We start from the raw sequence: 22623 nt of genomic DNA on the forward strand, positions 1-22623 counted from the left end.
CATAAGAGCTTGTTTTAAACCAAACGCTTTAATAAATGTCAGTATTGTAAATTTAAATTTATTGATGATGCAGCGATGTGTGAAAGTGGTTTTAATGTTAGTTATGTTGTGCGGCTCGTTTACAATTAAAGCCCAAAGTTACCGCCAACTCACCCCCGAAGATTTTACAGGACAGGTACCGGCCGGAAGTGGTTTTTATGTAGCGCATACCAGTTGCAATGTGAGTATGCGGTATAATGTTCAAAATTACCGTAGTAACTATCGCTTAACTTTTTTCATTCCGCTTAATTTCAATCCTGAAAGGTCATGGATAAATCGTAAAATGATAACTAATGATGATATGATGAAAGAAGTTATTCATCATGAGCAAGGACATTATGTTATTGCGTTTTTAATGCAGCAGGAACTTATACGCGAGCTTAACGCTTTTCATTACACCGGCGATTATCAGCGCCAGGCCAATAACATTTTCAACCGCATTGATGATAAGTACCGCCGCATGAATGCTGATTACGACCGTGAAACTATGCACATGCAAGATAGAAAGCAACAGGCCGCGTGGACCAATTTCTTAAACAGGCAGCTTACCGAATCAAACAGCCTGGTTATGGGGCGGTAATTATAATCTTATTCTTTACCCGCCACGCAAATAACAAATTCTCCTTTGACCGGGTGGGTTTCGTAATATGCTTTTACCTCGGCAACCGTACCACGTACGGTTTCTTCAAACACTTTGGTTAACTCGCGCGATACAGATATCAGGCGATCTTCTCCCCAATATGTAGCCATTTCGTCCAATGTTTTTAATAGGCGATGCGGAGATTCGTATAGTATAATTGTACGCTCTTCTTCGGCTAGAAGCTTGTAGCGGGTTTGGCGGCCTTTTTTTAAAGGCAAAAATCCTTCAAAACAAAACTTATCTGTAGGGAAACCTGAGTTTACCAGCGCAGGTACAAATGCTGTAGCCCCTGGTAGGCACTCTACTGGTAAGTTAAATTTTAATGCCTCACGCACCAGGTAAAAACCAGGATCGGATATGGCAGGCGTGCCTGCATCTGATATTAGGGCAATGTTTTTCCCTTCCAGTAAAAACTTAACAATCTCACTGCTCGACTGATGCTCGTTGTGCTGATGGTGCGCAAATACACGTTTTTCGATGCCAAAGTGCTTCAGCATAGGGGCCGACGTACGGGTATCTTCGGCCAATATCAAATCGGCCTCTTTTAGTACGCGCACAGCACGGTAGGTCATATCTTCGAGGTTACCAATGGGAGTAGGTACTAAAAATAGTTTGCCGGTAGTGTTGTTCATAGTTTATAATTAACGGTTCATGGTAGCTGCAATAAATGTAGGTGATACATGCTCCCGGATATACTCTTTCCAAGAACTATGAACCATCAACCATGAACTACTAACAATGAACCACAAAATCCTATCTTTGCCGTTCAGAAATTAAAATAATGCTGCAAGTTAGTTATATCCGCGATAACAAGGAACAGGTTTTGGCTCGTTTGGCTGTGAAAAACTTTAAACAAACCGAGCTGGTTGACGAAATTTTGGCGCTTGATGATAATCGCAAGCAAACCCAAAACCGTTTAGACAGTACATCGGCCGAGGCCAATGCTGCTGCCAAACGTATTGGCGAGCTGATGCGCACCGGCCAAAAGGAAGAAGCTGAAAAGGTAAAATCGCAAACCGGAACCTGGAAAGAGGATATTAAACGTTTTGGTGAAGAACTAACCAACATTGAGCAGGAATTGCATCAAAAACTTGTGCAGCTGCCTAACCTGCCGCACAGCAGCGTACCCGTTGGTATAACGCCCGAAGAAAATGAAGTAGTGCTGGAGCATGGCGAAAAACCAACGCTGCCCGAAAATGCCTTACCTCATTGGGAGCTTGCTGCGAAGTACAATTTGATTGATTTTGAATTAGGCGTTAAAATTACAGGTGCAGGTTTCCCTGTATATAAAGGTAAAGGTGCCAAGCTGCAACGTGCATTAATCAGTTTCTTTTTAGATGAGGCCGAAAAGGCAGGTTACAGCGAAGTTATGCTGCCATTGCTGGTTAATGAAGCTTCGGGCTTTGGTACCGGTCAGTTACCCGACAAAGAAGGGCAAATGTACTTTGTTGGCCAGGATAACTTGTACCTGATACCTACCGCTGAGGTGCCGGTTACTAACCTGTACCGTGATGTAATTTTAAAAGCAGACGAATTACCGGTAAAAAACACCGGCTATACACCTTGTTTCCGCAGGGAGGCGGGTTCATATGGTGCACATGTGCGTGGTTTAAACCGCTTACACCAGTTTGATAAGGTAGAGATAGTTCAGGTTGTTCATCCTGATACGTCATACAGTGTACTTGAGGAAATGAGCAGCCATGTACAAGGCTTGTTGCAAAAGCTTGGCCTGCCATACCGGGTTTTACGTTTATGCGGCGGCGACATGAGCTTTACAGCCTCGTTAACTTATGATATGGAAACCTGGAGTGCTGCACAACAGCGTTGGTTAGAGGTATCATCAGTATCAAACTTTGAAACGTACCAGGCCAACCGCCTTAAGCTGCGTTTCCGTAATGCAGAGGGCAAAACGCAACTGGCGCATACTTTAAACGGTAGCGCATTAGCTTTACCGCGCATTGTGGCTACGCTATTGGAAAATAACCAAACCGAAAACGGTATTAAAATACCTGAGGTGCTTGTGCCTTATACCCGTTTTGAGTACATTGATTAAATTTCAGAAGTCGGATTTCTCATTCCGGATTTAATCCGCCTCTTCAAGATAAGGCTTTAGCGCGTTAGTTAAATACGCAATTAATTCGGGGTCGTTGTACTGGTAATTGTCTTCAATATCCAGTACAACGACCTCTTTTTCAATTATAACCTCTCTAAAACGTTGTTGTAATAGTTGCTTGTGTTTACGCTCCATTACAAAAACTACATCGGCCCAAGCCAGTAATTTAGCACTAACCTTTATACGGGCCTTCTCACTCGTACCAGCCGAACGTGCCTCATAAACCTGGTGATTTTTAAACAAATGCTCAGCCGTGGGGCTGCGCCATTGGTTTTTACTGCAGATAAAAAGTAGGTTGGGCAATTAGTTAAGTGATTACTGTTCTCGCCATATGCGGAAAGCGGTGATGATTAGTATAAACATAATGCCCACGATAAATATGATGCGTCCGTGCTGTCTGTCGCGTTCTACGTAACGGAATACGTACTCCCCGTTTGGTAGTATATTTTTATGGCTCATTAAGTGCCAACCAATAAATACGCTTATAATACCGCCAAGCGGCGCTAAAAGGTAACCTACAATTATCCAGTTGGTTTGGGACGGAGCAGGCATCCTTAGTTCTGCTAAATGTTTCTGTTTCAGCGTTTTTATGGTTTCAGCATCAGCAGGAGCCCCCCTTTCTTTTAAAAGTCGTCCGGCTAAAATAACGTCAGTAAAACTCCACTCATCAGGTTTTATAAGAATATCCGTTAATTCCTCGTCTGTAAATTTGTGCAAATAATGATCTTCCTCTATTTGATCTAGTGTTGCTTCCTCGTGAGCCATAACGAGTTGGTTCACAAGTTCAAAATCAACGGGCGCTATTTTTACTACATATTCAGTGGAGGTTTCGCTAACGGCGCCGAATGAAGGATCGAAGCTCAGTTTATTTTCTTCGGATTGGTAAGTAACGCTATTTGCAATTAATAAGGCTATCAGATTTTCGGCAAGCGCTGGGTCATCAAATTTTCTGTATTGAATAAATGTACTTTGCATAGTTTAGGTGTAGGCTTACTTCCCAGCCATATAGTCCAACGTTAAATTACATAGCGCTTTTACACCCAACGTCAATCCGCTTTCATCTACGTAAAAATCGGGTGTATGGTGGGCTGCTGTTTTAAGCGGATCCTGTCCTTTGGGCATGCCTCCCAAAAAAATGAACAAGCCAGGTATCTTTTCCTGGAAAAAGCTAAAATCTTCGGCACCGGTTACAGCGGGGCGTAAAAGTACGTTGGCGGCGCCGGCAGTAGCTTGCAAAGTAGGGAGCATTTTTTCAGTAAGCTTAGGATCGTTATAAGTTACAGGGTAGCGTACACTCAGCGGTATTTTTACTTCGGCCGTGGCTCCGGCTGCTTCGGCAGTTTTAGTGGCTATAGTTTTTACGCGTTCAATAAGCGTTTTTTCGTCTTCGGTACTTAACGCCCTTAAAGTGCCCAGCATGGTTACCTGCTCAGGGATAATGTTGGAGCGGTTGCCGCCTTGGATAGAGCCAATAGTTACTACAGCGGCGTTTTCGGTTACATTAATGTTGCGGCTTACAATGGTTTGCAAGCTGTTTATAATTTGTGCCGACACCACAATAGGGTCAACACTGCTCCATGGGTAAGCGCCATGTGCCTGCCTGCCTTTAACCACAATCTGCATATCATTAACGGCTGCCATTGTTCCACCCGGACGATAAGTGATTTTACCCACCTCGGTTTGCGCGTTAATATGTAAACCAAAAATAGCATCAACCTTAGGGTTAGCAAGCACACCCTCTTTAATCATAAGCTCGGCGCCGCCTTCCTCACCAAATGGAGCACCTTCCTCTGCCGGTTGGAAAATAAATTTTACCGTGCCATGAAGCTCTTTTTTTATACTCGACAGTATTTCGGCCACGCCCATTAATATGGCTACATGTGTATCATGACCGCAAGCGTGCATAACGCCAACTTCGGCATTGTTATAAGTAGATTTTATTTTTGATGCAAATGGTACTGCCGTGCGCTCAATAATTGGTAAGCCGTCCATGTCGGCCCTTAAGGCAACTACCGGCCCGGGTTTGCCGCCTTTAAGCAGGCCAACAACGCCGGTTTTGGCTACCCCGGTTTTAACTTCAATACCCAAGGCTTTTAAATGGTTGGCAATAATGCCGGCAGTACGGGTTTCATGATTGCCCAGCTCGGGGTTTGCGTGAAAATCACGGCGCCACGCAATTACTTTATCTTTGAGTTGCTCGGCCTGTTGTGCAGCTTTTGTTTTAAGTGTGGTTTGCCCAAAGCATATAGTTGTGTTGAGTAAAATTGCGATAAAGTAAAGCTTTTTCATGCTCGTTAATTTAGGCTTAATATACTAAAATGAACTTTAATGTAAGCATTTTAAATAGCAAAGGGCTGCACCGTGGTACCGGGCAGCCCTTGCATTAAAAAACAAACACTAAACAAAAACTACAGGATATAAACATTGCGTTTAAGCGGCTTGTGCCTTTCCTGCATGCTGCAAGGCATATTCATTTTAAGTATGGCTAAACACTTAATACTTAACTCATTTCAAATAAAGCTGCTGCTCGGAGTTGTTAAGGGCCGTAACAGGCAGGTTTAACTTAGTTTTATAATGTGCGTTAATTACATTAATACCACTGCGGTTTATCAGTAAGGTAGGTTCTATACTGTGTTTAAACAGCAGTTTATAATTATACCCGCTAAGCAATACGGCGGCGCTTATTTTATTTTCGGTTATGGAAGCTTTAAATGATGCAAGTGTACTGCCGTAAAAAAACTCAATTTTAATACTTGCTAAACCAGGGATATCCTTTACCAGCAGTTTACAGGCATCATAAAATTCAGGCGGTACAAACTTTCTCTCGGCAGATCGTTTGGCAAGCATTTTAAGCTCGCTTACGTTGTCGGTAATCTTCATCATGTGAACCAAAACAATGGTTGTTTTTTGTGGGGCAAAGTGTTCTGCTATTCCGGGTACGTACTTTAAGGTACGTAGATCAAAGTCAGTTGGAATAAGCAGTTTTTGCATAATGCCTTAATTAAAAGCACAACCCGCATTGGTTACATTACAATGGTAGGCTTATTTGATTAGCAACAACTAAGAAGGATGTTAAAATTTAATTAGAATAATCAGGCTGTTGCTATAGGAAGCAAAATAAGTATCTGGGTGCCTTTGCCTACTTCTGAGCTGATATCAATAGTGCCTTTATGTAGCCTTATAATATTAAGCGTTAAGGGTAAACCTACGCCATAACCCTGAAAGTTAAGTGTGTTTGAAGCCCTAAAGAACGGCTCAAAAATGTAAGGCAGCTCCGACGACGGTATGCCAATGCCCTGATCGGTAACTGTTATGCCAATTTGCTTATTTTGTACGGTTAACTTAACGGTTACCAATTGGTTTTGTGAGTATTTGCAGGCATTGCTGATGATGTTGGTGATAGCCAGCCTAAGCAGATTGCTATTGCCCGATATTTGAAGAAGTTCCTCGTTTTCGGGCAGGGTTTCAAAATCAACTTCGATATTGCTTTGTGCCTGTATTTTTTTAACCGATCCAACCGACATCCAAATCAATTCATCAACCCTAATGGTTTGCCAGCTTTGCTTACGGCCGTTAAAGCCTGATTGGGCAAGCAGCAGCAGACTGCTTAATATTTGCGTAAGCTTATCCGTTTCGGCGCAAATGGTGCTGAATATGGCTCGTTGGTTTTCGGTGAGGTCGGCTTTAGTGAGTGCCAGTTCAACCTCGGCATTTATAATAGTAAGCGGTGTGCGCAACTCATGCGATGCATTGCTTACAAAGTTATTTTGAGTCTCAAACGCGGTTTCGAGCCGGTTGAGCATATCATTAAAAGTTTGTGTAAGTTCTGATATCTCATCTTTACCGTTCCAGTCGTTTAGCCGCAGGTGCAAGTTATCAGAGGTGATCACCTTCATACGGTCGGTAAGTTTACGTATAGGATCAAAAGTGTAATACGAAAATACCTTGCCGACAAAAAAAGCGATGATAAGGGAGCCGGTAAACCCTACTATTATAATTTTTTGCAGCTCTTTCAGCTCGCGCATACCATAGGGGTTGCGCGCCGAAACAATAACAATATACTTATCAGGAATAGCAGCAACTATCTTACCTGCCAAAAACCTGTTTCTATGCTTGTACCTCGATTTTCCCTGACTTAAAATTTCATCTGCAAATTCGGCCGGGAACTGCTTTGTATTAAAGCTACCTTTTGCATCGGCCTTTATAATGTATTCTGTTTCGCTGTCAAGTTTTTCAAGATACTTGTTTCTCACCTCTTCATAAGCGCGGCTGCGTTCTCCGGGAAAAAGTCGGGTTTCGGCCGTAAGATTAACTCTTGCTTCGAGGCGCTTAAAAAAATCGTCGTAATTAAATTGATAGTCAAAGTACAAAATGAAGGTGTTCAGCAAAACAAGTATTCCTGTTGAGAGAATAAGAAACAGGAGTGTTATTTTGGTTTGTATCTTCATTTAGTCCGAATCCTTAAACATATAACCCATGCCAAATACGGTATGTATAAGTTTATGGTTGCTGTTTTTTTCTAACTTTTTGCGCAGGTAATTTACATATACGTCAACCACGTTGGTGCCCAGGTTAAAATCAATGTCCCAAACGTTTTCAAGTATCTGTATGCGCGATAATACTTTCTTTTGATTCTTTACAAAATACTCCAGTAAGCGGTATTCAGTAGGAGTTAGGTTAAGCGCTACGTCGCCCTGGTAAACTGTTTTTGCCTCTACGTCTACTTCCAGGTCGGCAATTTTATATAGCGTATTTGCTGGTTGATTATCATTTTGGCGTCTTCGTAGTAAAGTGCGCAATCTTGCCGCAAGCTCCGCAATTTTAAACGGCTTAACCATGTAATCATCGGCACCGGTGTCAAGTCCGGTTACAATGTTCTCGGTGGAGTCAAGAGCCGTAAGCATCAAAATAGGCACGCTTGTGTTCTTTTCCCTAATGCGTTTACAAATCTGAACCCCATCTATGCCGGGCAGCATAACGTCAAGAATAATAAGATCAAACGGATGGCTAAGCGCCATTTGTAAACCTGTTAAACCGTTTCCGGCAACACTTACATCAAAGCCGAAATCAGCCAGTCCGCGTTTAATTACCGATACTACATTCGGTTCGTCTTCAACTAATAATAAAGCCATTGATGGTGGTTTAATGTTTAACAACTGCAATGCAAAAAAGATTAACGCAATAAGTATAACCGGTAGCTTACAGGCTCATCAACAAACATATAAGCATTCAATTAAAAACTAATAAGAATTTGCGTTCATAAAGTAAGTTACAACATCGTTTACCTATGTCAGCCATCTTTTTATGCTGTATCGCAGCAAATTGATCATTAACAATTTAATGAGGTTGTTTTAAAGTGCGGCATATAAATTGTTAATAGTAAGTTACTTATCTAAGGCATTCAATAAATGAAAATGCATGTTGCCACGTATTTTGTTTTTGCATGTATTTGAGCATATGTATCATTTTTGTTGCTGAAATATTAAATTAATGAACCTGATTTTTGTAATTTTGTAATTGAGCGATGCTTAAAAATTGGTTACATATAATTTTATCGGTTTGGCTGATTAATTCAGTCACGTTTTTACACTCGGGTAACCCGGCCGATAGTTTTATTCATGGCCATATAGCAGATAACGGTGAGGAATCATACGTTAACGTTAACAGTTGGGCCGATTGCCTGATTGAAAGCGTTACCAATGATGATGACTCTCCTGCTCAAAAAGCGCATAAAATCAAATATCAGCGTCGTTACGTGCGAAACCGCTCGGCAAACGACCGTGTATTTGTTCCCACTACCGCATTTTACCTGCCTTTTGAAACAGTAAGAATTACTGTACTACATGCAGTGAACAAAAGTTTTATAGGTATGGCCAAGCTGCCTGCTTACTATAACTTCCTATTCCGGCTTTCCCCATTCTGATTTCGTATTCTTTTTTTAACGTTACCTGTAAGCTGGTTTAACCGGCCGTGCCTTCTGTTACCACGCTGGCACATGCGTTTAATACATTTTAGAATACACTCAGATCCATGATTTCCGTTAAATATTTATATAGCTGGATTGCTGCTGCCGTTATTTTATCGGTAGCTGCCGGCTGTTCTTCAAACAAGCAAAATGCCCAAGCGCAAGACACGCTTGAACTACCTGTACTAACCATTAAAGCCAAAGATACAACCTTGCAAACCGCTTACGTTGCCGATATACAGGCACTGAAAAACGTTGAGCTCAGATCACGTTTGCGCGGTTTTCTCGAAAAAATATATGTTGACGAAGGTATGCCTGTACGTAAAGGCCAGGTGCTGTTTAAGCTTAATGATGAAGAATACCGGGTATCACTTGCCCGCGCCAAAGCAGCTTTAAGCAATGCAGAGGCCGACGCTGTTGCCTCAAGGCTTGAGGTTGACCGCGTTAAAATGCTTGTTAACAAAAAAGTGCTTGCTGCAACAGAACTTGAAGTTGCCCAATCAAAACTAAAAGCCGACCAGGCCACAATTGATGAAGCACGTACCAATGTACAAAGTGCTCAAAATCATATTGCCTATACGGTTATAAGGGCGCCATTTGATGGTATTATTGACCGTATACCACTTAAAGGTGGTAGTTTAATTGATGAGGGAACTTTATTAACCAGTATATCAGACTTAAGCTCCATATACGCTTACTTCAGCTTCCCCGAGAATGAATATCTAAAATATCAACGCTCACTAAATAGTGGCGAAGAGCAGGGCGACGGAAAAGTAAAACTCAAATTATCTGACGGTAGCATTTACACTCACATAGGCCAGATAGAAACTATTGAAGGCGAAATCGAACAAACTACCGGTTCTATAGCATTACGTGCAAAATTTCCAAATCCGCACAAGTTGTTGCGCCACGGTGCAAGCGGTAAAATTTATATCACTACCGAAATGGATAACGCGGTTATGATTCCGCAAAAGTCTGTTTTTGAGGTACAGGATAAGAGCTACGTTTACAAAGTGGACAATAACAATAAACTCCACATGACCAGCTTTACGCCCCTAACCCGTTTCTCGCAATTTTATGTTGTAAAAGACGGACTTAAAGCAGGCGATAAAATACTGTTTGAGGGTGCGCAAAATGCCCGCGATGGTATGGTTATAAAGCCTAACATGATGAAAGAGGCGCCTATGCTGGCTGTAAAATAAGCCGGCTTTCCATTTTATTCTGAGTTGCTGTGCTTGCCTCGCTTTGAGGTATGCAATGGCCATTTTCTGATATAAATCCTAACGTAATGTTTGAAACTTTTATAAAGCGGCCCATCCTGTCGCTTGTAATTTCACTAATAATAACCTTATTGGGCGTATTGGCTTTGCTTACATTGCCGGTAACCCAATTCCCTGATATTGTTCCGCCGTCGGTTACGGTTACTGCGAATTATGTGGGCGCTAATGCCGAGGTATGTGCTAAGGCTGTAGCTACACCACTCGAGCGTGCTATTAACGGTGTGCCCGGCATGACTTACATGTCGTCGGTTTGTAGTAATGATGGTTTGACCGTTATACAAATTTACTTCAACGTAGGCACCGATCCTGATCAGGCTGCGGTAAACGTTCAAAACCGTGTAGCCACCATTATTGATGAGATGCCCGAAGAGGTAATTAAAGCAGGTGTTACCACCGAAAAGGAGGTGAACAGTATGCTTATGTACCTCAACATCATGAGTGATGATAAGGCAATGGACGAGAAGTTCATCTACAACTTTACCGACATCAACGTACTGCAAGAGCTTAAACGTATTGATGGTGTGGGCCGTGCCGAAATTATGGGTGCCAAAGAATATTCTATGCGTGTATGGTTAAACCCCGACCGCATGATGGCCTATAAGGTGTCAACCGATGAAGTAATTGAAGCCATTCGCGCGCAAAACGTTGAAGCTGCGCCTGGTAAAACCGGTCAAAGCTCTGATAAGTCGCCGCAAATGCTGCAATATGTATTGCGTTACCCGGGTAAGTTTTTTGAGCCTAAGCAGTATGAAAACATTGTAATACGTGCCGATGGATCAGGTACTGTTTTGGCACTTAAAGATGTAGCCAATATTGAATTCGGCTCGCTTACTTACAGCATGGTGTCAAATACTGATGGTAGGCCATCAGCCTCTATTATGATTAAGCAGCGCCCCGGCTCAAACGCACGTGATGTTATACACAACATCAAAACCCGTATGGCTGAGCTCAAGGAAACCTCGTTCCCAAGCGGAATGACGTATAACGTAAACTATGACGTATCACGTTTTCTTGATGCCTCCATTGACGAGGTTTTGCACACACTTATTGAGGCGTTTATATTAGTGTTTATTGTGGTGTATATCTTCCTGCAAGATTTCCGCTCAACATTAATACCTGCGCTGGCAGTACCTGTGGCCTTGATTGGTACGCTGTTTTTTATGCAGATGCTTGGCTTCTCGGTAAACCTGCTTACCCTCTTTGCGCTGGTGCTCTCCATAGGTATTGTGGTTGATAATGCTATTGTAGTGGTGGAGGCTGTGCACGTGAAAATGCACGAAGAGCACATGAGCCCTATGGATGCTACCGTAAGCGCCATGAAAGAAATTAGCGGCGCAATTGTGGCTATTACACTCGTAATGTCGGCCGTGTTTGTGCCGGTTGCGTTTATGAGCGGCCCGGTGGGAGTGTTTTACAGGCAGTTTTCATTAACCATGGCCATAGCTATTGTGATTTCAGGTGTTAACGCCGTTACACTTACGCCTGCATTATGCGCCATTATGCTTAAAAACAATCACGATGCTAAAAAAGGCTTTATTGATAAGTTTTTTGCAGGCTTTAACAAAAGGTATGATGCCGTTCAAAACAAATATTCAGGCTTCATCAGCAAAATTGCCGGCAGGCGTATAGTAACCTTTGTTATGCTGGCCGTGTTTTTTGTAGGCACATTTGGCTTAAGTAAAATTCTACCTACTGGCTTCATCCCTACCGAAGATCAGGGTATGATTTACGTAAACATCACCACCCCACCGGGTGCAACCGTTGAACGTACCGAAGAGGTTGTTGCTGCCATACAACGGCAAACTAAAGATATCAAAGCTATTGAGTCGGTATCTACACTATCGGGTTACAGTTTGGTAAATGAAATTGCCGGTGCCTCATACGGTATGGCCATGATCAACTTAAAACCTTGGGACGAACGCGAAGAATCATTACAGGATATTATTGATGAGTTACGTCGCCGCACAAGAAACATGGGCGATGCTACCATTCAGTTTTTCCCGCCACCTACGGTGCCTGGCTTTGGTAACTCGAGTGGCTTTGAAATACGAATGCTGGATAAAAGTGGTACAGGCGATCTTCAAAAAACGGCCACCGTATCAAACGAGTTTATAAAAGCGCTTAATGATTCAAAGGAAATTGATAACGCTTTTTCCAGCTTCGATCCTAACTTTCCACAGTACCTCATCACGGTCGATCAGCCGATGGCGGCCAAAAAAGGCATCACCATTGATAAGGCCATGAGCACGCTACAAACATTAATGGGTAGTTACTACGCTTCTAACTTTATTCGCTTTGGGCAAATGTATAAGGTTATGGTTCAGGCATCACCGGAGTTCAGATCAAAACCTGAGGATGTGCTGCAACTTTATGTAAAGAACGATAAAGGCGAAATGGTGCCGTTTTCTACTTTCATCAGGATGGAGCGTGTTTACGGTCCGGAGCAGTTGACCCGTTACAATATGTACACCTCGGCAATGGTTACGGGCGATGCCGCACCGGGTTACAGTAGTGGTGATGCTATTGCGGCAATACAACGTATTGCTAAGGAAAAACTGCCTAAAGGTTATTCTTTTGAATGGTCGGGTATGACGCGCGAGCAGATACTATCGGGTGACCAGGCCATATATATTTTTATTGTTTGTTTAGTGTTTGTTTACCTGCTATTGGCAGCGCAATACGAAAGCTTGTTGCTGCCTTTAGCGGTAATCTTATCACTACCTACAGGTATTCTGGGGGCATTCTTCTTCCTTAAAATTACCGGTTTGGAGAACAATATATATGCGCAGGTGGCATTGGTAATGCTTATTGGCTTATTAGGTAAGAACGCCATTCTTATTGTAGAGTTTGCCGTGCAGCGCGAGCGTGAAGGAGCAACAGTTTTGAGGGCTGCCATTGAGGGTGCCGTATCAAGGTTAAGACCAATTCTGATGACTTCATTTGCTTTTATTGCAGGCTTGGTGCCGCTTTGTATTGCAAGCGGTGCAGGTGCTATGGGTAACCGTTCAATTGGTACTGCAGCCGCCGGCGGAATGTTAATGGGCACAATTTTCGGTTTAATTTTAATTCCGGGATTGTACGTAATATTCTCCAGCCTGAGCAAATCCAAAAAGAAAGAAGAACCCGTTCCCGTGGTGCTGGAACCCGAGTTAAACAGTACCTACCACTAATTAGTTTTACAATGTTTAAATACAAAGTTCATTCATATATTATCACAGTAGGTGTTGCATTGCTTACGGCATGCACCACTTTAAAAACGGTTGATACCACGCTGCCCGATGAAATACCGGGCAGCTATTACGGATCAACCGATACCACTACTATTGCCACGTTACCGGTATCAAGCTTTTTTACTGATACCTATTTACTGCAGTTAATTGACACGGCGTTTGGTGCAAACCCCGATATACTTGCCGCTTTGCAACGGGTTGAAGCTGCCAACGCAAATTTGAAGTACAACGGGTTGCTTTGGGCACCAGCTATAAACTTAAACGCCCGTGCAGGAGTTGAACGTTATGGCGATTACACGCTCAATGGCGTTGGTAACTACGATACCAATTTATCGCCAAACATTAATGGCAACCAGCGTATACCTAACCCTACGCCCGAGTATTTTTTAGGTTTTCAAAGTTCATGGGAGCTTGATTTATGGGGCAAGCTGCGCAGTAGAAAAAAAGCTGCATTTAACCGTTTTTTAGCCAGCCGTAGTGGTTATAAAATGGTAACAACTTCACTCACTTCTCAAATTGCTACTGCCTATTACCAGTTACTGGCATTAGATAATGAGCTACGCGTAATACGTAAGAACATTGAGTTGCAAAATAATGCACTTGAAATTATCAAGGTTCAAAAGCTGGGCGGACGTGCAACGGAGTTGGCTGTACAACAGTTTTTGGCACAGCTTAAGCGTACGCAAGGTTTAGAAGCAATGACTAAGCAACAAATTACCGAAACAGAAAATCAACTAAATTTCCTTACTGGTAATTTTTCAAAAAGCATTCCGCGCGATACGTCTATCAATACACTCAAGGTGCCATCTGTTTTAAAGGCAGGTATACCATCGCAATTGCTATTGAACCGTCCGGATATTCAACAGGCTGATTTTGAGCTAAGAGCTATGAACGCCGATATCAAAGCCGTTCATGCTGCGTTTTTCCCCACGCTTACCTTATCTCCATATGTTGGTTTTAATGCATTCCGCTCAGCCGTATTATTTAATTCGGGTTCATTGGCTTACGGAATTTTAGGCGGGGTAACGGCACCCATATTTAATCGTAAACAAATAAAGGCCGACTACGAACGTACTATAGCCGAGGGTAAACAAGCTTTGTACAGTTATCAAAAAACAGTACTCAACAGTTACCAGGAAGTGCTCAACAGCATGAAAAGTATTGAAAACTATACTACTGCTTACCGCAATAAACAGCAGGAAGTGCAAGCGCTTAACAATGCCGTATCGGTAGCCAATGATTTGTACCTAGTGGGCCGTGCAAATTATCTTGAAGTAATTACGGCACAGCGCAATGTGCTTGATGCCGAACTTGAACTGGCTCATACTAAAAAGAACATCTTTTTTGGAGCCATTAACTTATACCGTTCTGTAGGAGGCGGTTGGAAACGTTAAGTTTCTGTGTTTAGTTTTTTCCTGCAACCCTGCTTAGCCCTGGCACTTTTGTGCCGGGGCTTTTTTATTCGCATCATTGAAGCGGTGTAAGCCATTTAAAACAATTAGGCTATTTATGTATGTTTGCTTTAAAACAAGTATAGGCCATGGCTAAAATTTTACTGGTTGAAGACGAAGACAAGGTGTCCTCTTTTATAAAAAAAGGGTTAGAGGAACACCATTACCAGGTTGATGTGGCCAAAGACGGTATTGCCGGTTTAACCAACGTTTTGCAAGATAGTTATGACCTGATTATACTTGATGTAATGCTTCCGCTTATAAACGGTATTGACCTTTGTAAGCAAATTCGTCAAAAGCAAAGCCAGGTACCCATATTGATGTTAAGTGCCTTAGGTACCATTGATGATAAGGTAACCGGTTTGCATGCAGGTGCCGATGATTATTTAATTAAACCTTTCCATTTTAACGAACTGCTTGCCCGTATTGAGGCTTTATTACGCCGGCGCAACATGGCCGAAACCACCACGCACGTGTTAACATTTGCCGATTTAAAGCTTGATACCTGGGACAAAACTGCCGAACGTGCCGGTAAGAAAATAACGCTCACCGCAAAAGAATATGCTTTGCTTGAATTATTTATGCGCAACCCCGGTAAGCTGCTTTCGCGCGAGTTTATGCTGGAAAAAGTTTGGGGGCTTAACTTTGATACCGGCACCAACATGGTTGATGTATATGTTAATTATCTGCGCAATAAAGTACAAAAGGGTTTTGATAATAAGTTAATTCATACTGTTATAGGTATGGGCTATATTATGAAGGTTCAGCAATAGATAATGAAAATAAGAACAAGGCTATCTTTATACTTTACCCTCATCAGCTCGGGCACATTACTGCTGGTATTGCTGGCCTTGTATTTTGCCGTGTTTGGCTTTCTTAAAACAGATTTTAACAAGCGCCTGTCTGACAGGGTAAACGTGGCTGCGCAACTTTATTTAAAAGCTGACGAAATTGGTGCCGATTCACTGGTTCAGGTTCAGCAAAAGTATCTTGAAAAGCTACCTAACGAAGTTATACGGGTTTATAATGATGGTAATAAAGCCGCCTTCGTATCATCAAACGGTATATACTGGCGCAATTCAACCATTGAAGAAGTAAGGCGTAAAGGAGAGATTGAGTACGAAGAAGAAAACAGGCAGGTTATAGGTCGTTACTTTCATGATAACCAAGGCAATTTTGTGATTCTGGCTTCTGCCGTTGACCGTAACTTTAACCCTAGGGTAACTATGCTGGCACGCATAACCCTTATTCTTTTTTTAGGTTTCAGTGCCATTTTATTCTTTGCAGGTCAGTGGTTTGCCAGTAAATCGCTGGCTCCCATACAACGTATTATAGGCGAAATACGGCACATAAGGTCAAGTAATCTGCACCTGCGTATTGCCGGTGTTAAAAATAACGATGAAATAGCCGAACTAATAAGCAACTTCAATAACCTGCTCGAACGTTTGGAGAATGCTTTTGAGTTGCAACGCAGTTTTGTGTCCAATGCATCGCACGAGTTGCGTACCCCGCTAACCAGTATTATGGGCGAGGCCGACGTAGCACTTGAAAAGGCACGTAGTCCGCAGGAGTATAATCGCGTACTGCAATCCATATCCAATGATGCCATGCACTTGCAAGCCACAATTACCAGCTTAATGGAACTTGCCCAGGTTGATTTCAATTATACTCAAACGGTATTGCAGCCGGTACGCATGGATGAGCTGATGTGGGAGCTTAACGAGTATTGGATTGAAAAGAAGGGAACTGATAAACTCATTTTGCAGTTTAAAGAATTTCCTGAAGATGAGAATGCACTGGTCATCATGGCAAATAAATCATTACTTGCCATAGCACTCAATAACATTATTGATAACGCATTTAAGTATTCGAAAGATGCAGCAGTAAATGTAACTTTTGATGCACGCCAGGATACCATCCAAATTGAAATTACTGATAAAGGCACCGGTATAAAAGCCGAAGATATTGACCAGATTTTTAAATCATTCTACCGTGCCGAGGGTACCCGTAACCATGTACAGGGTAGTGGGATAGGCCTGTACATAGCAGGTAAAATTATACAGCTTTGCAATGGTACAATCAAAGTTGTATCTGATGGTTCATCCGGAAGTTCATTTATTTTAACCTTTATTAAAAGTAGGTGATCGGTTGCGGGTGGCTACATTCAATATATAATCCTGCTTTTGCTTTCTAATGTCATTCTAATGCACGTTTAATGCACGTCTAATTCAGCCACAATAGTTTTGAATTATCAACAGTTCAAAACAACATGTTCAATATATCAAAAGGAGTAAAGCTCCTGTTTATACCACTCATTACCTTTTTTGCCGGGCATGCTAATGCTCAAACCGATAGCCTTCGGTTAAGCTTTAAAGATGCCGAAAAGCTGTTTCTTCAAAATAACCTGAGCCTGCTTGCTCAAAAATACAATGTTGATGCTGCGCAGGCATTAGTACAACAGGCCCGTTTGTGGGATAACCCTGTTTTGTCAACTGATCAGAATGTGGTAGACAATTCAGGTAAGTTTTTTGATCACCGCAATGGCAGCGGGCAGGTATTTGTTCAATTAACCCAGCTTATACAAACTGCGGGGAAACGTGGAAAGCAAATTAAAGTGGCCGAAGACGGTACCAGAATTCAACAGGCTGCATTTGATGATTTGCTGCGTAACCTGCGTTACAACTTACAGCTTGATTTTGCTGAAGCAGCCAATTTGATAGCGCAACGCAAGGTTTACGCAACCGAAATTAAATCCGCCACAGGTTTGGTTAACGCAACAGATAAAGCTTACCAGGCTGGAAATACATCGCTTAAAGACTTGGTAAGGCTAAAAGCTTTACTTTTTAACCTTCAGAATGAACTGGTTGACAATGAGCGCCAGTTAAATGATTTGCAGGCCGAGCTGAAAACCTTACTAGGTGTAAAAGAAGATCAGGCCATTCTACCTTTGATAAGCCCTCCGCATGAGAGTACTACACTTAATCCTGTTGCACTTGCCGAGCAAGCCAAAACATCACGTGCTGATTATTTGGTAAACCAATACACGTTAGATCAAAATAACAGCAACCTAAAGTTGCAGCAAGCTCTTGCAAAACCCGATATAACTATAGGAACCAGTTTTGACCAAAACAGTAGCTATACGCGCAATGTAATTGGGCTGCAAATAAGTGCCCCGCTGCCATTCTTCAATCGTAATCAGGGCAATATCAAGTCGGCTAAACTGGCTGCCCAAAGCCAGGAATTTGTTGTTAAAAACAGCGAATTGCAGGTGAAAAATGAGGTTTACAACGCCGTGCAGCAGTATAACCTTAGCCAGCAGCTTTTAGGAAAAACCGAAAGTGATTTTTATGACAAATACGATCAGATTTTTGCTGCCATGATGAAAAGCTTTCAGCAACGTCAAATCAGTCTGCCTGAATTTATAGACTTTTTTGACTCTTATAAAGAGACTAAAATTAAGATCCTTCAACTACAAATGAACTTACAAAGATCAATAGCTGATTTAAATTATGCAGTAGGTTCTACAGTAATAGCAGCACAATAATCATACAATCGGAATCACTTTAAACACCGGTGAAATCCTTAAAACATACAACAATGAACTCAAGAATTATATACGTGGCAATGGCGGCAATCACCGTTTTAACCGCTTGCGAAGAAAAGAAAACCGGCACCATGGAGAACAAGCAGGTTTGCATCAGCGATTCACTTGCCCGCATGATTACTATTGATACCGCCCGCGAATCGGCCATGAAAAACGAGCTGAAGCTTAGCGGAGAGGTGTCATTCGATGAAAACAGCGTGGTAAAAGTATTTCCGTTTGCCAGCGGGCAGGTAATGAACGTGAATGTATCATTAGGTGATAAGGTGAATAAAGGCCAAACACTGGCTGTAATTCGCAGCGCCGACGTTGCCGGCAACTATTCTGACCTTACTTCGGCCAAAGCCGATTTGGCTATCAGTCAGCGTGCTTTACAACAGGCCGAGTACCTTTATAAAAATGGTATATCAAGCGAGCGCGATTATACTGAGGCCAAAGAGAACTATACCAAAGCTGTTGCGGCCAACCGTAAGGTGCAAGAGCAAATTGCCATTAATGGCGGAGGTAATACCAACGCTGCCGGTACATTGATTGTAAAGGCCCCACGTAGCGGTTACATTGTTGAAAAGAATATAAGTGCAGGCAATTACATACGTCCGGATAACGGCAGCAGTATGTTTACCATATCAGATATGAAAGACGTTTGGGTAAATGCCAACGTATTTGAAACTGATATTGCCAAAGTTAAAGTGGGCTACGCAGCGCAGGTTACTACGCTGGCTTATCCTGATAAGCAATTCACCGGCAAGGTTGATAATGTTGGTTCGGTGCTTGATCCTGACAGCAAGGTTCTCAACGTACGCATTGTGCTTCCTAACCCCGACAGGTTATTAAAGCCCGAGATGTTTACTAATGTGCTTGTTACCAATGCCGAAGCTTCACAGGCGGTGTCAATTACAAACGATGCTGTAATTTTTGATAGCGGTAAAAACTATGTGGTGGTGTATAACAGCAAATGTGATTTGCAGGTGCGTGAGGTTAATGTGATTAAAACGCTTGACAATGTTGCTTATCTGTCATCAGGATTAAAGCCGGGAGATAAGGTGATCTCCAAAAATCAGTTGTTGCTATACAATGCCTTAACCGAAGAATAGTCCGGCATTTACCCTTTCCCTTTTTATTAATTGGCAGGCAACTTCAGTTTGCCGGTAATCAACATACACAATGAATAAGCTCATCAAAAATATTATATACTTCTCGTTACGTCACCGCGCCATGGTGTTTTTTATGACCGGCGTGTTGGCTATACTTGGTGTTTGGAGCTATACAAATACCCCAATCGAGACTTTTCCTGATGTTACCAACACACAGATCATTATTATAGCGCAGTGGCCTGGTCACAGTGCCGAGGAAATGGAAAAGCTGGTTACCATACCCATGGAAACCGTGCTTAATTCCGTTCAAAAGAAATCAAACCTGCGCACCACATCATCTTTTGGCTTATCATATGTGCGCATCATATTTGATGACGATGTAGATGATTCATTTGCCCGCCAGCAGGTAATGAGCCGCATTATGAATGCGGAGTTACCTGATGGGGTAAAACCTGAAATTGAACCGCCGTATGGCCCAACAGGTGAAATTTTTCGCTACACGCTTAAGAGCCGTACAAAATCATTACATGAACTTACTGCCATACAAGACTGGGTTTTAGACCGCCAATTTAAAGCTATACCCGGCGTTGCCGACGTAAACAGCTTTGGTGGCGAAGAAAAAACGTACGAAGTAAGCGTTAACCCGCTGTTGCTTCGCAAATACGGGCTTACATCTTTAGATGTTTACACCGCCGTAAACCGCAGTAATATAAATGTGGGTGGTGACATTATTGAAAAGAATGACCAGGCCTTTGTTGTACGCGGTATTGGTCTCATTAACAACATTGGCGAGATAGAAAATATCATCATTAAAAACGTAAACAATGTTCCTATACTGGTTAAAAACGTTGCCGATATTAAAGAGGGTGGCTTGCCGCGTTTAGGTCAGGTTGGCAGGGATAAAAAGGATGACGTTATTGAAGGTATTGTGGTGATGCGTAAAGGCGAGAATCCTGCCGATGTGTTGGAAAGAATTCGTGATAAGGTTACAGACATGAATGAAAACGTACTGCCTAAAGACGTTAAAATTTCCACTTTTTATGATCGTACCAACCTTATTGAGTTTTGTACCGAAACCGTAATACACAACCTGGTTGAGGGTATTGTATTGGTAACCGTAATTGTGTTTTTGTTTATGGCCGATTGGCGCACCACACTTACTGTTGCCATTATAATTCCGCTGGCATTACTGTTTGCCTTTATTTGCCTGCGGTTAAAAGGTATGACGGCCAACCTGCTTTCAATGGGTGCTGTTGATTTCGGTATTATTATAGACGGGGCCGTGGTAATGGTTGAAGGCATATTTGTAGCGCTCGACCACAAAGCGCATGAAGTTGGTATGCAGCGCTTCAACAAATTGGCAAAGCTTGGTTTGTTTAAAAATGTAGGTGCCGAAATGGGAAAGGCTATCTTCTTTTCTAAATTAATTATCCTTACCTGTTTGGTGCCAATTTTTGCCTTCCAAAAGGTTGAAGGTAAAATGTTTTCGCCGCTGGCTTATACATTAGGTTTTGCATTATTAGGAGCACTCATATTTACGCTTACATTGGTGCCTGCACTATCAAGCATATTGTTGCGTAAAAATGTAAAGGAAAAGCATAATCCGGTAGTTAACTTTTTTGAAAACGGAGTTAGGCGCATGTTTAGCTTTACCTTCCGTAATCAAAAGCTTAGTCTGATTGTATCGGTGGTTTTCATGGCATTAACTTTTGCATCGGCCAAGCTTTTGGGTACTGAATTTTTGCCACAGCTAAATGAGGGAGCTCTTTGGGTTACTGCACAATTACCTATGAGTACCTCAATTGAAAGCTCAGTTAACCTTACCAACAAAATGCGCGATATACTGATGCAGTTTCCTGAGGTTAAGCAAACGCTGTCGCAGGTGGGCCGTACCAATGATGGTACCGACCCTAAGGGCTTTTTCAACGTACAAATACAGGTTGACCTGTTGCCTAAAAAGCAATGGAAGCGTCACATTACCCAGGAAGAGCTCATTGCGCAGATGGATAAAAAGCTGAGCCAGTTTCCGGGTATTATCTACAATTACTCACAGCCTATTATTGATAACGTGGCCGAAGCTGTTGCAGGTGTACCGGCATCAATGGCGGTGAAAATATTCGGGCCCGATTTTGAAGTGCTCGACCATAAGGCCAACGAGGTAATGGGCGTGCTTAAGCATATCAAAGGTGTTGAAGATTTGGGTGTATTGCGAAACTTAGGCCAGCCGGAGTTCAGGATTGAACTTGACCAAAAGAAAATGGCCCGCTATGGCGTGGCAACTGCCGATGCCAACTCGGTTATTGAAATGGCTATAGGAGGGAAGGCGGCGTCAGAACTTTATGAAGGAGAACGCAAGTTTGATATACGCATACGCTATCAAAAGGAGTTTCGTGATGCGCAGGCCAAAATTGAAAACCTGATGGTGCCTACATTGAACGGATCGCAGATAGCAATTAAAGAAATTTCAAAAATTAAGCAAATTACAGGCCCGGCGTTTATATTCCGTGATAATAACAGCCGTTATATCGCTGTTAAATTCTCAGTTCGTGGCCGCGATTTGGGCAGCACCATTGACGAAGCACAGCATAAGGTAGGTAAAGTAGTAAAGCTTGACCATGGCTACAGCTTTACCTGGAACGGCGAATTTGAAAATCAAATTCGTGCGTCAAAAACCTTGTCACAGGTTGTTCCTATCTGTTTGGTGGTGATATTCCTCATCCTATTTAGCATGTTTGGTAATGCTAAAGATGCCATATTGGTTATCCTTAATGTTCCGTTTGCCTTAATAGGGGGTATACTTGCACTGCACATTACGGGTATCAATTTCAGTATATCAGCCGGTATAGGTTTTATTGCCTTGTTTGGGGTGTGTATACAAAATGGTGTGATACTAATATCGGTGTTCCGCAAGAACATTGAAGAGGGCATGCACCTTGATGATGCTATCCTTAAAGGCGTAATATCAAGGGTAAGGCCGGTAGTAATGACGGCATTAATGGCTGCTATAGGTTTGATGCCGGCAGCAATATCAACCGGTATTGGTTCTGAAACGCAAAAGCCTTTAGCCATCGTAGTTATAGGCGGTTTAGTTACCTCTACTATTCTTACTTTATTGATTTTGCCAATCATATATGCAATGGTGTATAAACTTATACACCGTCGCGAAAACCGCAAGCTGCTTAAAAAGCTTGGGGCCATAAGTTCTTAGCC

The 22623-nt window shown here is 42.3% G+C and carries 18 protein-coding genes; 11 read left to right on the forward strand and 7 right to left on the reverse strand.

Features of this window, described 5'->3' with window-relative positions; translation table 11 throughout:
• The first annotated feature begins 94 nt into the window (after positions 1 to 94).
• Entirely contained in the window at positions 95 to 619 is a 525-nt protein-coding gene (locus GO816_RS06585) for a DUF922 domain-containing protein (RefSeq protein ID WP_198171436.1), read from the forward strand.
• An 8-nt stretch (positions 620 to 627) separates the two neighbouring features.
• Here GO816_RS06585 and rsmI read toward each other — a convergent pair whose 3' ends face one another.
• The gene (rsmI, locus tag GO816_RS06590; protein WP_157540558.1) at positions 628 to 1311 is read right to left on the reverse strand and encodes a 16S rRNA (cytidine(1402)-2'-O)-methyltransferase; all 684 of its coding nucleotides are present in this window, start codon (positions 1309 to 1311) and stop codon (positions 628 to 630) included.
• A gap of 149 nt (positions 1312 to 1460) precedes the next feature.
• Between rsmI and serS the strand changes: the two genes are divergently transcribed.
• Positions 1461 to 2732, forward strand: coding sequence for a serine--tRNA ligase (gene serS, locus GO816_RS06595; protein ID WP_157540559.1), 1272 nt, complete (start codon positions 1461 to 1463; stop codon positions 2730 to 2732).
• 30 nt (positions 2733 to 2762) lie between these two features.
• Here the strand turns inward: serS and GO816_RS06600 are convergent, their stop codons facing one another.
• The 6 genes from GO816_RS06600 to GO816_RS06625 form a co-directional block, all read right to left on the reverse strand.
• Complete coding sequence (locus tag GO816_RS06600) at positions 2763 to 3095, reverse strand: low molecular weight protein tyrosine phosphatase family protein (RefSeq protein WP_157540560.1); 333 nt, start codon at positions 3093 to 3095, stop codon at positions 2763 to 2765.
• A gap of 12 nt (positions 3096 to 3107) precedes the next feature.
• Positions 3108 to 3767: a hypothetical protein gene (locus GO816_RS06605; protein ID WP_157540561.1), complete on the reverse strand. Its 660-nt coding sequence runs from the start codon at positions 3765 to 3767 to the stop codon at positions 3108 to 3110.
• A gap of 15 nt (positions 3768 to 3782) precedes the next feature.
• Positions 3783 to 5081 carry an amidohydrolase gene (locus GO816_RS06610; RefSeq protein WP_157540562.1) on the reverse strand — a complete coding sequence of 433 codons (1299 nt, stop codon included), beginning with the start codon at positions 5079 to 5081 and terminating at the stop codon, positions 3783 to 3785.
• Positions 5082 to 5297: 216 nt separating this feature from the next.
• A complete protein-coding gene (locus tag GO816_RS06615; protein WP_157540563.1) occupies positions 5298 to 5783 on the reverse strand; it encodes a hypothetical protein in 486 nt (161 codons plus the stop codon).
• Between the two features lie 101 nt (positions 5784 to 5884).
• A complete protein-coding gene (locus GO816_RS06620; protein ID WP_157540564.1) occupies positions 5885 to 7240 on the reverse strand; it encodes a sensor histidine kinase in 1356 nt (451 codons plus the stop codon).
• Positions 7241 to 7924 carry a response regulator transcription factor gene (locus GO816_RS06625; RefSeq protein ID WP_157540565.1) on the reverse strand — a complete coding sequence of 228 codons (684 nt, stop codon included), beginning with the start codon at positions 7922 to 7924 and terminating at the stop codon, positions 7241 to 7243.
• A gap of 392 nt (positions 7925 to 8316) precedes the next feature.
• On the opposite strand from GO816_RS06625, the gene GO816_RS06630 reads away from it, so the two are divergent.
• The 9 genes from GO816_RS06630 (at position 8317) to GO816_RS06670 (ending at position 22621) form a co-directional block, all read left to right on the forward strand.
• Positions 8317 to 8715, forward strand: a complete 399-nt coding sequence (locus GO816_RS06630) for a hypothetical protein (protein ID WP_157540566.1) — start codon at positions 8317 to 8319, stop codon at positions 8713 to 8715.
• A gap of 107 nt (positions 8716 to 8822) precedes the next feature.
• Positions 8823 to 9959, forward strand: coding sequence for an efflux RND transporter periplasmic adaptor subunit (locus tag GO816_RS06635; protein WP_157540567.1), 1137 nt, complete (start codon positions 8823 to 8825; stop codon positions 9957 to 9959).
• 86 nt (positions 9960 to 10045) lie between these two features.
• Positions 10046 to 13207: an efflux RND transporter permease subunit gene (locus GO816_RS06640; RefSeq protein ID WP_157540830.1), complete on the forward strand. Its 3162-nt coding sequence runs from the start codon at positions 10046 to 10048 to the stop codon at positions 13205 to 13207.
• Between the two features lie 11 nt (positions 13208 to 13218).
• Positions 13219 to 14661 (forward strand): TolC family protein, encoded by a 1443-nt coding sequence (locus GO816_RS06645; protein ID WP_157540568.1) that lies wholly within the window; start codon positions 13219 to 13221, stop codon positions 14659 to 14661.
• Between the two features lie 146 nt (positions 14662 to 14807).
• Positions 14808 to 15491 carry a response regulator transcription factor gene (locus GO816_RS06650; RefSeq protein WP_157540569.1) on the forward strand — a complete coding sequence of 228 codons (684 nt, stop codon included), beginning with the start codon at positions 14808 to 14810 and terminating at the stop codon, positions 15489 to 15491.
• A 3-nt stretch (positions 15492 to 15494) separates the two neighbouring features.
• On the forward strand, positions 15495 to 16862 hold the full coding sequence (locus GO816_RS06655) for a sensor histidine kinase (protein ID WP_157540570.1): 1368 nt from the start codon (positions 15495 to 15497) through the stop codon (positions 16860 to 16862).
• A 125-nt stretch (positions 16863 to 16987) separates the two neighbouring features.
• Complete coding sequence (locus GO816_RS06660; RefSeq protein WP_157540571.1) at positions 16988 to 18262, forward strand: TolC family protein; 1275 nt, start codon at positions 16988 to 16990, stop codon at positions 18260 to 18262.
• Between the two features lie 53 nt (positions 18263 to 18315).
• The gene (locus GO816_RS06665; RefSeq protein ID WP_157540572.1) at positions 18316 to 19413 is read left to right on the forward strand and encodes an efflux RND transporter periplasmic adaptor subunit; all 1098 of its coding nucleotides are present in this window, start codon (positions 18316 to 18318) and stop codon (positions 19411 to 19413) included.
• A gap of 70 nt (positions 19414 to 19483) precedes the next feature.
• Positions 19484 to 22621, forward strand: coding sequence for an efflux RND transporter permease subunit (locus GO816_RS06670; protein ID WP_157540573.1), 3138 nt, complete (start codon positions 19484 to 19486; stop codon positions 22619 to 22621).
• Positions 22622 to 22623 lie beyond the last annotated feature (2 nt).

Source organism: Mucilaginibacter aquatilis, from assembly GCF_009755275.1.
Lineage (GTDB): Bacteria > Bacteroidota > Bacteroidia > Sphingobacteriales > Sphingobacteriaceae > Mucilaginibacter > Mucilaginibacter aquatilis.

Bases quoted from the DNA above. Each gene is read 5' to 3' on its own strand.
- GO816_RS06585 (WP_198171436.1), top strand. From the start codon at position 95: ATGTTAGTTATGTTGTGCGGCTCGTTTACAATTAAAGCCCAAAGTTAC.
- rsmI (WP_157540558.1), bottom strand. From the start codon at position 1,311: ATGAACAACACTACCGGCAAACTATTTTTAGTACCTACTCCCATTGGT.
- serS (WP_157540559.1), top strand. From the start codon at position 1,461: ATGCTGCAAGTTAGTTATATCCGCGATAACAAGGAACAGGTTTTGGCT.
- GO816_RS06605 (WP_157540561.1), bottom strand. From the start codon at position 3,767: ATGCAAAGTACATTTATTCAATACAGAAAATTTGATGACCCAGCGCTT.
- GO816_RS06610 (WP_157540562.1), bottom strand. From the start codon at position 5,081: ATGAAAAAGCTTTACTTTATCGCAATTTTACTCAACACAACTATATGC.
- GO816_RS06615 (WP_157540563.1), bottom strand. From the start codon at position 5,783: ATGCAAAAACTGCTTATTCCAACTGACTTTGATCTACGTACCTTAAAG.
- GO816_RS06620 (WP_157540564.1), bottom strand. From the start codon at position 7,240: ATGAAGATACAAACCAAAATAACACTCCTGTTTCTTATTCTCTCAACA.
- GO816_RS06625 (WP_157540565.1), bottom strand. From the start codon at position 7,924: ATGGCTTTATTATTAGTTGAAGACGAACCGAATGTAGTATCGGTAATT.
- GO816_RS06630 (WP_157540566.1), top strand. From the start codon at position 8,317: ATGCTTAAAAATTGGTTACATATAATTTTATCGGTTTGGCTGATTAAT.
- GO816_RS06635 (WP_157540567.1), top strand. From the start codon at position 8,823: ATGATTTCCGTTAAATATTTATATAGCTGGATTGCTGCTGCCGTTATT.
- GO816_RS06640 (WP_157540830.1), top strand. From the start codon at position 10,046: ATGTTTGAAACTTTTATAAAGCGGCCCATCCTGTCGCTTGTAATTTCA.
- GO816_RS06645 (WP_157540568.1), top strand. From the start codon at position 13,219: ATGTTTAAATACAAAGTTCATTCATATATTATCACAGTAGGTGTTGCA.
- GO816_RS06650 (WP_157540569.1), top strand. From the start codon at position 14,808: ATGGCTAAAATTTTACTGGTTGAAGACGAAGACAAGGTGTCCTCTTTT.
- GO816_RS06655 (WP_157540570.1), top strand. From the start codon at position 15,495: ATGAAAATAAGAACAAGGCTATCTTTATACTTTACCCTCATCAGCTCG.
- GO816_RS06660 (WP_157540571.1), top strand. From the start codon at position 16,988: ATGTTCAATATATCAAAAGGAGTAAAGCTCCTGTTTATACCACTCATT.
- GO816_RS06665 (WP_157540572.1), top strand. From the start codon at position 18,316: ATGAACTCAAGAATTATATACGTGGCAATGGCGGCAATCACCGTTTTA.
- GO816_RS06670 (WP_157540573.1), top strand. From the start codon at position 19,484: ATGAATAAGCTCATCAAAAATATTATATACTTCTCGTTACGTCACCGC.